The 11,300-nt window shown below is 60.6% G+C and carries 7 protein-coding genes; 1 reads left to right on the top strand and 6 read right to left on the bottom strand.

From position 1 onward, the window contains the following. From L1080_RS32630 to L1080_RS32620, 3 genes are all read right to left on the bottom strand, one after another. Positions 1-1,359: a flavin monoamine oxidase family protein gene (locus L1080_RS32630; RefSeq protein ID WP_250776469.1), complete on the bottom strand. Its 1,359-nt coding sequence runs from the start codon at positions 1,357-1,359 to the stop codon at positions 1-3. Between the two features lie 65 nt (positions 1,360-1,424). Next, entirely contained in the window at positions 1,425-2,861 is a 1,437-nt protein-coding gene (locus L1080_RS32625; protein ID WP_250776532.1) for a gamma-aminobutyraldehyde dehydrogenase, read from the bottom strand. A 355-nt stretch (positions 2,862-3,216) separates the two neighbouring features. After that, entirely contained in the window at positions 3,217-4,248 is a 1,032-nt protein-coding gene (locus tag L1080_RS32620; RefSeq protein ID WP_250776468.1) for an agmatine deiminase family protein, read from the bottom strand. Positions 4,249-4,423: 175 nt separating this feature from the next. Here L1080_RS32620 and L1080_RS32615 point away from each other — a divergent pair, with 175 nt between their 5' ends. Continuing rightward, complete coding sequence (locus L1080_RS32615; RefSeq protein WP_250776467.1) at positions 4,424-5,041, top strand: TetR/AcrR family transcriptional regulator; 618 nt, start codon at positions 4,424-4,426, stop codon at positions 5,039-5,041. 969 nt (positions 5,042-6,010) lie between these two features. Here L1080_RS32615 and L1080_RS32610 read toward each other — a convergent pair. The 3 genes from L1080_RS32610 to L1080_RS32600 all read right to left on the bottom strand — a co-directional run bounded on the left by L1080_RS32610 (position 6,011) and on the right by L1080_RS32600 (position 11,237). Next, positions 6,011-7,525 carry a purine-cytosine permease family protein gene (locus L1080_RS32610; protein WP_250776466.1) on the bottom strand — a complete coding sequence of 505 codons (1,515 nt, stop codon included), beginning with the start codon at positions 7,523-7,525 and terminating at the stop codon, positions 6,011-6,013. A gap of 752 nt (positions 7,526-8,277) precedes the next feature. Next, entirely contained in the window at positions 8,278-9,825 is a 1,548-nt protein-coding gene (locus tag L1080_RS32605; RefSeq protein ID WP_250776465.1) for an amidohydrolase family protein, read from the bottom strand. Next, positions 9,822-11,237 carry a purine-cytosine permease family protein gene (locus tag L1080_RS32600; protein ID WP_250776464.1) on the bottom strand — a complete coding sequence of 472 codons (1,416 nt, stop codon included), beginning with the start codon at positions 11,235-11,237 and terminating at the stop codon, positions 9,822-9,824. The genes L1080_RS32605 and L1080_RS32600 overlap by 4 nt, the downstream gene beginning before the upstream one ends. Between the last annotated feature and the right edge of the window lie 63 nt (positions 11,238-11,300).

The raw sequence follows: 11,300 nt of genomic DNA, 5'->3' as shown, positions 1-11,300 counted from the left end.
TCACTCGCCTCTCTGCTGTGCCGCGATTGCCGCCGCAGTTTCCTTGCCGACCCTGATGGCGCCATCGACATGTTGAAATCCTTCGGCTGCCAGATCGCTGGTCGACCAGTGGATGGGCCCGACCGGTGTTCGCAGAGCGGCACCGTACCTGCTGAGTCCACCGAGATCGAAACTCGCAGCGTATGCGCCGCGCGTCCATTCTTCGCTGGCCCAGTCGCTCTCGAAGTACACGATCGGGTTGAGCGCCTGAGACCCGAAATAGGTGGCGAAACACTCCAAGAGATGGGCTCGCCGGTCCTGCGGGTTCAATGCGAGCATGGCGTCGGCCTTGGCATCGGAAACGAACCCGACGAGTGTTCCGCCCGTGCTGCCGAGAGAGGTGTTGTCGTAGGCTTCGTGAAGGGTCATGTGGGGGCCGAAGGCGGTGCCGCTCAGACCTGTTTCTCGCCAGAATGGCGTCTCGTAAACCGCGTGCACCTTGATGACCAGACCGAACGAGAGATGCTGTTGCAGTTGTTGCCGCAGGGCGGGGAGAGCGGGCTCGAAGTTTATTCGCGCATAGAGGTTCGGCGGGACCGCGACGATCGCGTGACGCGCGCGGACCGTGAGTGCGTCGCTGACGACTGTGACCGAGTTTTCGTCCCATCGGATCTTCTGCGCGGGCTGACCCAGATGCACGCGTTCGCCGAGTCGAGCTGCCAGGCGCAACGGCACCTGCTGCAAACCCCCGACCACGCGTTTGTCGAGTAGGAAGCCTTCGTCGACCAGATTACTAAAACTGCCCGCCGATGCCGCCATCAGCAATGCCTGCAGGAGAGAGAACGTATGGGCAGGTTTGGTGAGCATGCCGTCGGCGATGAAGATCGACACCAGTGTTCGAGCTTCCCGGTCGTCGGTCTGCTCGGCGAGCCAGTCGCGCCAGCTGATGGAGTCGAATTCGCTGGCCTTAGGGTGTGCCCACGGCGCTTGCACATCGAACCCGGCGACGAGTTCGTCCATGGTGTCGATGAGCCGTTGCACCTCTTTCTGTGTCGAGACCTCGACGGGGAAGTCGCCGTCGAACCGGCTCACGGTGCCCGACTCGGCCACATAGATGCTCTCGCCCTCACGGTATCGGGAGTACGTGTCGAGTCCGAGTTCGTCGATCATCGCGAGCAACGCAGTCTGATCCGGCGATACCCACTGACCACCGAGTTCGAGGGTTGCGCCGTCGATGATGTCGGTCCACAACCTACCTCCGACGCGGTCGCGGGCTTCAAGGACCGTCACGCTCAGTCCCTCGGCCATGAGGGTATTGGCGGCGGTGAGCCCGGAAGCGCCGGCGCCGATGACAACCACGTCCGTTTCGATCTCTTGCATGGTGAGAATCCGTTTCTTCGATAAGGTCCCGATCGCCGGGCCGGGCCGGGCCGGGGTGCGGAGGGTCAGGAGCAGAGACTGGCCATGACGTGCTTGATGCGGGTGTAGTCCTCGATCGCATACACCGACAGGTCCTTGCCGTATCCGGAATGTTTGAATCCGCCGTGCGGCATCTCGGCGGCCAGCGGGATGTGGGTGTTGATCCAGACGCAGCCGAAGTCCAGACGCTGAGACATCCGCATGGCTCGCCCGAAGTCCTTGGTCCAGACCGATGAGGCAAGCGCATAGGCCACACCGTTGGCGTGGGCGAGCGCTTCATCTTCCTCCTCGAATGTCTGAACGGTGATGACCGGACCGAAGACCTCCGTCTGGATGAGTTCATCGTCTTGGCGTAGGCCGTCAATTACGGTCGGTTCCACATAGAATCCTCGGTCGCCCTGACGGTGACCGCCGATGACAAGGTTTGCGTGGTCTGGGATTCGTTCGAGGAAGCCGAGCACTCGGTCGAGCTGGGCGGCGTTGTTGACCGGAGGCACCAGCGCGTCCTCGTCATCGGGTCCCTTCTCGTAGGAGGTGGTGATTGCCGCGGTCCGATTGCGGAGGCTTTCGACGAAGTCGTCGTGGATGTCGGCGGCGACCAGGACGCGGGTTGCCGCGGTGCAGTCCTGCCCAGCGTTGAAGAAGCCGGCGATTGCGATGCCTTCGGCGGCGGCGTCGATGTCGGCATCGCCGAAGACGATGACGGGGGCCTTGCCTCCGAGTTCGAGGTGGACTTTCTTCACGTCGTCGGCTGCCGTGCGGGCGACGTCGATGCCCGCACGCACGGATCCGGTGATAGACACCATGGCGGGAGTTGGGTGTGAGACGAGGAGGTTGCCGGTGGTGCGGTCTCCGCAAACGACATTGAGTACGCCGGGTGGAAGGAACTCGGCGGCGATTTCCGCGAGGAGCAGGGTCGATTCCGGGGTGGTGTCACTAGGCTTGAGTACAACGGTGTTGCCGGCGGCGATGGCCGGGGCGAACTTCCACACCGCCATCATCATGGGGTAGTTCCACGGTGCGACCTGACCGATGACGCCCAGCGGCTCCCGGCGGATCCAGGAGGTGTGATCGGCCAAATACTCACAGGCGGCGCGGCCCTCCAGCACCCGGGCAGCGCCGGCGAAGAAGCGAATCTGATCGATCATTGGCGGGAGCTCTTCGCTGACGAGCAGGGCCTTGATCTTGCCGGTGTTCCGGGACTCGGCCTCCACGAGATCATCGGCTCGGGCCTCGACCGCATCGGCGATCTTCAACAGAGCGTCCTGACGATCAGCAGGTGTCGTGAGGCGCCACGCGGCATACGCCCGCTCGGCGGAGGCATACGCACTGTTCACATCGGTACCGTTCGAGATGGGGGCGCGCCCATAAACGTGCCCGGTCGAAGGGTCGACGAGGTCGCTGAATTCTCCTGATTCGGAGTCGACGTGGGCGCCGTCGATAAAGTTCCTGAAGGTTCTCATTGAGTTCATGTGGTTGCTTCTCCTACGCTTGTGCCAGAGAGGTGTCTGTTCGCCAATCTGTGTGGTCACCCGAGTTACCCGCTGGAATGGCCTTGTCGACCTCACCGAACTCGGTGTCGGGCGGGTCGTAATTGGGTGCTTGAGCGATAATTCGAACGAGTCGAACTGTTGATGTCCCGATCTCTACGGGACATATGCCGGAGGAAAGCGTTCAATCCAGCCGATATCTGACTCCGTACACGCTGAGGGCGGCGCTGACCCGCGTCTAACAACGCGGGCGTTGAAGCTTGAGGCCTTGCCGTGACCGGATGTTGCTGCGTGATGCAGATCGATGCTGCAACGAGGGCGCTGAGGCTCAAGGTTTTGCCGCGACTGGCTGTTGCTGCGTGATGCAATGGACGCCGCCGCCACGAACGAACAGCGGGCGGGCGTCGACCGTGACAACGCGCCGACCGGGGTAGGCGTCGGCGAGGATGCTCCGCGCGCGGGCGTCGGCCTCGGCCTCCCCGAACCCACAGGCGATAATTCCGCCGTTGACGACGAGGTGGTTGACGTAGTTGTAGTCCACGAAGCCCTCGTCGTCCTTCAGCGTATCCGGTGCTGGAAGGTCGATGATGTTCCACTCGCGGCCCGATGCGTCGCGTGTGCCCTCGATGAAGGTCTTGAGTTGACGGCTCACATCGTAATCGGGGTGGCTCTGATCATTCTGGGCATGCAGCAGGATGGTGCCTGGTGACGGGATACATGCGATCATGTCCACGTGACCTCGGGTTCCCTTGATTTCGTAGTCACGTGTGAGTCCTCTGGGCAGCCAAATCACATTGCTGGCGCCGATGGTTCGTTCAAGTTCCGCTTCGACACGTTCCTTGTCGGTGTACGGGTTACGCCCGGGGTCGAGTTGCACGGTTTCGGTGATGATGACGGTGCCTTCGCCGTCGACATGGATGCCGCCGCCCTCGTTGACGAGTGTCGACAGGATGCGAGGCGTATCGGTCAGGCCGGCGACGAACTTCGCTATCTCGCGATCCTTCTCCCATACCGCCCATTCGGGCGCACCCCATGCGTTAAAGGTCCAATCGACGGCAGCAAGCCCGCCGTCGCTTCCGTATACGTACGTTGGACCCATGTCGCGCATCCAGGAGTCGTCGAGGGGCGCGTCGACGACCTCTATGGAGGATGAAAGGTAGCGTGCCGCGATATCACGCTCGTTCGGATCGACGACCATCGTGACCGGTTCGAATTCGGCCACGGCATGCGCAACCGCGGCCCAGGTGCTGCGTGCCTCGTCGGCCGAGGTCGCATCGTCGCCGAGGGTGTAACCCGCTACTGGAAAGGCCATCCAGATGCGTTCGTGCTCAGATGTTTCCGAAGGCATATGCCATGTCATGGTGTCTTCATTTCCTAGTGCTGAGTGTCGAACACCTGCTGTGCCCCGTGGGCAGGGGTGTGCGATGAGTCGTGGGTGACGGGGTGCGGAGTGACGTGCGCCCGTGGTGCATCAAATTCCACTGTTGATCACCCGATCAATAAGGGTAGTGAAAAGCTACCTATACTGGTCGACTATGTCAATGGATCAGGCGCGTATTCGGCGCAAGTCGCCCATCGATCGCGCCGCGGAACTCCAGTCGGCTGCCCGCGACATCGCCCTGGAGGACGGATTGAGGGCGATAAGTCTGCGGGCAATTGCCAAACGCGTCGGAGTGACTCCGGCGTTGGTAAGCCACTACGAACCGAGTATGGAGTCTCTGGTCGCACGCACGTTCGGTGAAATTGTGGCCTCGGAGATAGTCGAGGCATCCGAGCGGATCGGCGTGTGTGAATCGGCGGTCGAAAAGCTGTCAGTGTTCCTGGACTGGATGCTCGATGACGAGCGCAAGGACGTGACCGTGATCTGGACCGACGCGTGGAGTCTCGGACGCGGAAGCCAGCTGCTCGCAATCGAGGTCCGAACCCGGATGGACGAGTGGTTCGACCTCCTCGCCCAACTCATCAGGACAGGCTGTGCAACTGGAGAATTAACGGCCGAAGATCCAGATCTCGTCGCCTATCAGCTCCTGGGAATGATCGATGGTCTCAATGCGCACGCTCTGGTGAACTACGGCGCAACTGTAAGCCTCGGCAACATGGTTCGGACGCTGGCCGAACACGAACTCGGGCTGGAACCCGGTACATTGGCTTAGCAGTTGAATACGCAACGGCGGGTACGGGCCGTGCCCGCGGGTTTGGTGTGGGCACGGTTCTCTCGGCAGCGTCGCTATCGTGGCCAGGTCCGGATGTGGTGATTGGCGTGTCAGTATCGCAGAGACCGGATGTACCACTAGCCTTGGTGGATCTGGACACATGTGTTTCAGCTTCACCGGATTGCCGTCGATTGCTTCAGTTTCCGTGCCGACCAGTCAACTGCGGGGTATATCGATAAGGTCCAGCCCGGTGGTGGCCGACGCAAGCCGGACTCATGCCTCGATCCGCCACCGCTACGGACGACGACGATGAGTTCGATAGCGTGGTTCGCACGGTGGCCGATGGAAACCCGTGCTCTCGGTGGGATACGAAATGAACCGGCAGGTGGACAGCCGATGCCGGCCGGACCGGAGCGAGATCGGGGCCCAAGTGAGTCAACTTGCGCCCTGTGAGTGCCGTCGCCAGCCGAGATTCATCGTCCGTTACCGCCCACGATCAACTGGTCGCGCGGATAGTAGCCGTCGGCGATGCGAATCGTCATTGCGACGGGATTCCGGCGCGTTCGACACCGGCCGTCCTTGACCTACACTCTTTAGAAGAGAGCGAACACCCCCAGGCTGGTATGCCACCCGCCTACGGCAACTGGGTGCTGGCTGGTACGCCGCCCGAGCGGGGCCGTTCTTGAGAAGACAGAGTGGAAGCACGGGTGGTTGCCGGCGCCCACTCCAGTGCGGGGAGTTCAGCCGGGATACAGCGGGAAATGGCATTTCGGCGGGAGAGGCTGACGATGGTGCGTGACTCGCGGTCAAGCGCGCGGCGATCTGATCGTCGATGACACGTCGCGCCCACGCAGCAAGTCACCTTCGATGGGTCCCTCACTTTAGCGGTGTTCCGGCATCGGAAGGCGTACGCAACCGCCGCCTCGGCGAAAGGTACGACCGGTAAGCAGCCCCCGCGGCCGCGCGAGCCTACTCGGCACTTGTCGACATATGCGCCGCGGGGCAGAGCCCCGCATCGGATGGCCCGGTGTGGGCCAATTCCGGTGTCTCGACGGACTTCGGCCAGATGGCGAGGGCCCCGAGGTAGAGTGCCGCCGCGATAGCGCCGGAGCCCACGACGCTCAGATCGACACCATTGGCTAGATGGGACAACGGGCCCTGGAAGGTCGAGGTGTGGACCGACAGGACTCCGAAGACCGAGCCCACACACCAAGCCACGACGGCCGGAATGTTCCATCCGCCGACAAACCAGTAGCGTCCACCACGACGTCCCTGGGCGAAGGCCTGAAGGTCATTGGCGTCGTAGCTATGGAGATGGCGGCGGCGGCGGAGCACGCCGATGACGAGCACGGCGACCCAAGGTGTCGCAACTGCATTGAGAATTACCGTCGCATCAGTAATGGACTGGACGGCATCGACCACGAACACTCCTAGATAGAGGAGCACGACCGCGGACGCCGCTGCAATAGCAGTCGTGTGGAGGCGGCGTAGGCGGGGGAAGAAGCTCTCGAGATCGAGCCCACTGCTGTAGATGCATAGGACGCCCTGTCCGAAACCGCCGAGAACAGCCAGGACGAGGATCGGTAGGACATACCACCCCGGTGCTTCCATTACCAGGTCACCGAGAAATGAGTTCGTCGGATTGGTGAACGCCATCGCAGTGAAGCACCCGAATGTCACTGGCAAGACGATGCCGACAAAGAGTCCCAGCCCCACGGACCCGCTCACGGCACCGTCGCTGTAGCGCCTCGACAATCGCCGCGTGTAGTCACCGACTGCAGGTGCATACGAGATCGGTCCAGCAATGGAAATCACCACAGATAATATGCATGTCTTCCAGAAGCTACCGAGCGCGTACTCGAAGCCGTCATCGTGCGGCTGGTGAAACTGGAAGGTCCCCTTGTAGACAAAGAATCCCGCGATGATGATGACGAGGGCAATGGGGATGCAGAACTTCTGCATAGCGACGATCGTGGCGTGTCCGTAGAGCGCTGCGGTGATCATGAGGATCGTCACGATCGCGTACGACACGGCCAGTGCTCCATTGCCTTCCGGCGTTCCGAACAGGCGGTGTGAAGCCGCCACGATCGCATCTCCACTGGTCCAGACTGTCAACGCTGCGAACATCAGCGCGAACACCAGTGCCAGCCCCGAACCCACAATGCGCCCGCGTATGCCGAAATGAGCGCCACTCGAAACGGTCATGTTCGTCCCTGTCCGCGGGCCCATGAGCGTGACGGGCATTATGAAGAGGGCGCCAATTAGGGTGCCTACCGTGCTGGACAACACGGCAGGCCAGAAGTCGAGACCGAGCCCGACCGCTATCCAACCGTAAATCGCTACTGTCCAACTTAGGTTCGCACCCAGGAACACGGCGAAGACGTTGAGCGGGCTCGAGTCGCGTGCCTCCTCGGGGATGAACTCGACCCCTGCTTCTTCGATTTGCCCGGCTCGGTCTTTGGACGGGTCTGCGGAAAGCGTCATGACCACTCCTCGTATATAGCCTCACCGGGCGGTGAGCATTGTGATCGCCAGGCCGCGTTACAAATAGGCATGCTGCTTCAACGCCCGGGGGTGTGCTGGACCGTGTTGACAGGTGTGGTCAACGAGTCGCAATTTTCAGGAGCTCATTTGAGCCTCGCCGTACTTCCAACGACTCCTGACTGTTGATCACATGATCAATAATGTGAGAAAGTACCCATGCTGGTCGATCATGTCAATGAGTCAGAGGGTTTGTTCAATTCAAGCGCAGTCGTCCTCCGGGTGTCAGCAATAGCCGAACGTCCGGTCGCCAGCAGATGCCGGCAAGAACGGCGGCCTCGGAGAGCAGCTCTGAACTGAGAGATGGCACGGCACGTGCCGCGATACGTATGGTGATTCCTCCCGGAATGGAGTTCGGCCGCCGGTGGAGGTGTGGTCTGCTTACCGTGGTCGCTGCTGCTGCGGTTCTTGCGCTAGCTGGCGAAGCAAACGACGTCGCGATGGCCCCACTAGCCATTTCCACCGCTGCGGATGCAATCTCGCCGCCGCATGGGAGGACTTCGACTGGTCCTGTCAACTGCTCCCGCAACGTCAGCTCCTCGACCTCCGCCGCCCCCACCTTGACCTCTGTAAGCACCGGCTCTCCCGCCACTTCGGAAAGACCGGGCAGGAAAATCCCGGATCGGTAACCCACGGCCATCGGTGAGAGGGGCCCGCCCGTAACCCCTCAAGGCCGACGATTACCCTATATCGTGCTAGAGCAGCGAGTTCGGGAAGTACGAAGGCTTATACGAAGGCTCTGCCCATCCCGCGTAGAACTTTTCGACCTCCGGACGAATCTTTCTCAGTGCGTTGGTCCATGCTGTTACACGTGGACTCGGCGCGTTACGCGCGGACGCCGCGAGCTGTTCGCGTACACTCGGCTCGTCGATTGAAGTGAATTCACCGCCTTTGAGCACGAGATCCCCGTTGATCATGACCATGTCGACGTGTCGGTTTCTGGCTCGGTACACGACTGCGTCGATCGGGTTGACGGAGTCAGCCATATACGGCCCCGAGATCGACTCGTAGTCGAGCAGAACGAGGTCGGCCCGCATGCCTGCCTCGAGGGAGCCAGCCTCGTCGCCCATTCCAAGGGCTTTGGCCCCTTCGATGGTTGCCATCCTCAAGATGTCAACAGATCCGGGCGCCCATTTAGAGTTGAGCCCACGTGGCATGCTATGAAGGCGCGCAGCCAGACCCATCTCCTGGAGCATGTCGTCGTCATCGTTGATCCCGCTGCTGTCCAGGCCTAGAGCCACGTTGATCCCACGATCGAGCATTTCAGGAAGCGGCGCTACTCCAACACGCAATCTCAAGTTCGAGCTCGGGTTGTGGCATACCGAAACTCCACGCTCGGCGCACAGCCGAATGTCTTCCTCCGTCATCCAGACTGCATGAGCCAGCGATAGGTCCGAACGGAGAAAGTTCAGGTCATCAAGGTAGGACAGTACGGACTTGCCATACCGACTACGAAAGTACTCGCGCTGGTGGGGCGTCTCCAGGCAGTGCATGTGAATCCCCACGTGCAGTTCATCGGCGAGAGAACGGATTCCGTTTAGCAGTGGCTCGCTACACCATTCAGGGCCTTCCGCACTCAGCAGAACTTTGATCAGGGCGCTCCCGGAATAGCGACTCACTAGCTCGCGTGCCAGTGACTCGAACTCTTCGAAAGAGGGTTCCCCCATCTGTGCGAGGGCCGACTTGGTCTCCTGTGCGAGGCCGGGCGAAAGCCTAGACAAGAAGGTGTCGTCGTCTTCGTACGCGAACGTGTTGCGATCTCGTGCCTGTAGCGCGTAGGCAACCCGCATTCCGATTGTCGCGTAAGCGCGTAAGGCGGATTCCGTCTCATTCCTCAGCTGGCCGAAATCACGAGATATCCCCGAGTGCTGCACCGTCGTAACACCTGAGCGAACCAACCTAGTCGCCGCGAAGAGGGTGTCGTAGTAGACATCGACATGCGGCAGTGCGGCAAGGTCGATCAACCAAGATTCAAGACGGTTATCCGAGGCCCCTAGCGCAAAGGCCGACAAGCCCCAACCGTGGTGATGGCTGTTGATCAGGCCCGGCATGACGATGTGACCGGCGGAGCCAATTCTGCGTGCATCGGGATAGCGGCGATCGAGATCGCAGTAGGCGCCCACCTCCACAACTCGGTCTCCAATCACAGCTACAGCGCCATCTCGAATAACCTCGCCGTACGGTGGCTTCGCTGAAGCGATGACGTAGCGGCCATGCACGAGTGTCAAAGGGCTGGTACTCATTTATCGACCTCCGCATTTGTGTTTGCCCGCCGAACTGACATCTGTTGGCCACTCAAGGAACCCATCGCCCGAAAGCTCGCGTACACCCCGGCAGCAACTGTGAAGCCTACATAGTAAGCAATATCGCCATAGTGCAGCACGCCGGCTGCCACTGGTCCGGTGAAGAGGGTGGTGCTCATGAATGGTATTGATGCACAGATCCCGAGAGCGAACGACACCACGGCTGGCCAACCAATCTGCAATTCACGAATATCCAGCAGCTTCGAAACGTCCGCGACCCGTCCGCGTAGCCACCAGTCGGTCAGAACCACGGCGGCAAAAGGCGCAATCCAATAACTGATCAGCAGGAGGTAGTTTGCAAAGGTATCCGCGAAGTTGCTCGAATTAAGCCATACGGCGAGCACGAAGGCGAAGGACGTTACGACGAGGGCCGATGCCGAACGTGGCATGCGGAATCCCACCGTCAATAGAGACAGCGACCCTGTATAGGTGTTGAGGACATTGACAGAGACAATCCCGAAGAAGATCGCGACCATGGCCACGGTCCCCAGAACGCCGCCCCCGAGAACATCAGCGTAGATAGTGCCGACAGCGCTCCCGCTGACCAAGCCTGCAACAGCAAGGCCCAAGATTTCGAGCCAAGCACAGGCAACCAACAGACCCCCACTAGCCAAGGCAAAGACTCTCCTTTCTGATGTCTCGCGAGGGAGGTACCTTGTGTAGTCGGAACCAAAGACGCACCAGGACAGGGCGAATGACGCAACAATGGTCGTCATGAGAATGAAGGAACCCGTTCGATCCGCTCCGTTGAAACCGTCCGGCCGATCGAACTGCCCGACGGACACGATTCGGAATGCGACGATCACGAAAACTATCGACAGGATGAATGCCATGTACTTCTGGAACGTGAGGATGGCTTCGTAACCGATCATGACTATGAGCGCCGTGATTGCGATGACGGCCAGGGCTCCGATCCAGAACGGAAATCCGGTCAAGATGCTGAGGGCTGCAGCGCCGAAAACGGTATCGACAGCAGTCCACGCGACCATACCTGCCCAGTTCAAGATTGCGGGCACGACGTTCAATCTACCGAAGCTGAGACGTCCTAACGCCAGTTGAGGCATACCCGTCTTCGGCCCCATCATGGCTGTCAGCCCGACAAACGATGCGCCAATGACGTTGCCCAAAATGACTGCCATGAGACCTGAGATGAAGCCGAGCTGAATGTAGTCGGCTGCGGCAAGGGTGCCGATGAAGAAGGTCGGCGGAATCATATTCGCGGAGAACCACACTGTGAAGATCCGCCACGCAGGTCCGTGGCGCTCTGCGTCGGGAACGGGATCGATCCCTCTTGTCTCGATCGAAAAGTCGCCGGATCGCTCGGGACTTTGCCTCATGTCGCCTTCGTTCACAGCTGTCTCCACTCCTTGCATCGTAAGCCGAGGCGTGATCCTTTCCTCTTGTCAAAGACAATG

The sequence above is a fragment of the Rhodococcus sp. MSC1_016 genome (genome assembly GCF_023667485.2).
GTDB classification, from domain to species: Bacteria; Actinomycetota; Actinomycetes; order Mycobacteriales; family Mycobacteriaceae; genus Rhodococcus_F; species Rhodococcus_F oxybenzonivorans.
This window is presented reverse-complemented; position numbering and strand designations above follow the sequence as displayed.

What these genes read in the sequence shown, in the direction of transcription:
- L1080_RS32630 (WP_250776469.1), bottom strand. Translation starts at nt 1,359, where the DNA reads ATGCAAGAGATCGAAACGGACGTGGTTGTCATCGGCGCCGGCGCTTCC.
- L1080_RS32625 (WP_250776532.1), bottom strand. Translation starts at nt 2,861, where the DNA reads ATGAGAACCTTCAGGAACTTTATCGACGGCGCCCACGTCGACTCCGAA.
- L1080_RS32620 (WP_250776468.1), bottom strand. Translation starts at nt 4,248, where the DNA reads ATGACATGGCATATGCCTTCGGAAACATCTGAGCACGAACGCATCTGG.
- L1080_RS32615 (WP_250776467.1), top strand. Translation starts at nt 4,424, where the DNA reads ATGTCAATGGATCAGGCGCGTATTCGGCGCAAGTCGCCCATCGATCGC.
- L1080_RS32610 (WP_250776466.1), bottom strand. Translation starts at nt 7,525, where the DNA reads ATGACGCTTTCCGCAGACCCGTCCAAAGACCGAGCCGGGCAAATCGAA.
- L1080_RS32605 (WP_250776465.1), bottom strand. Translation starts at nt 9,825, where the DNA reads ATGAGTACCAGCCCTTTGACACTCGTGCATGGCCGCTACGTCATCGCT.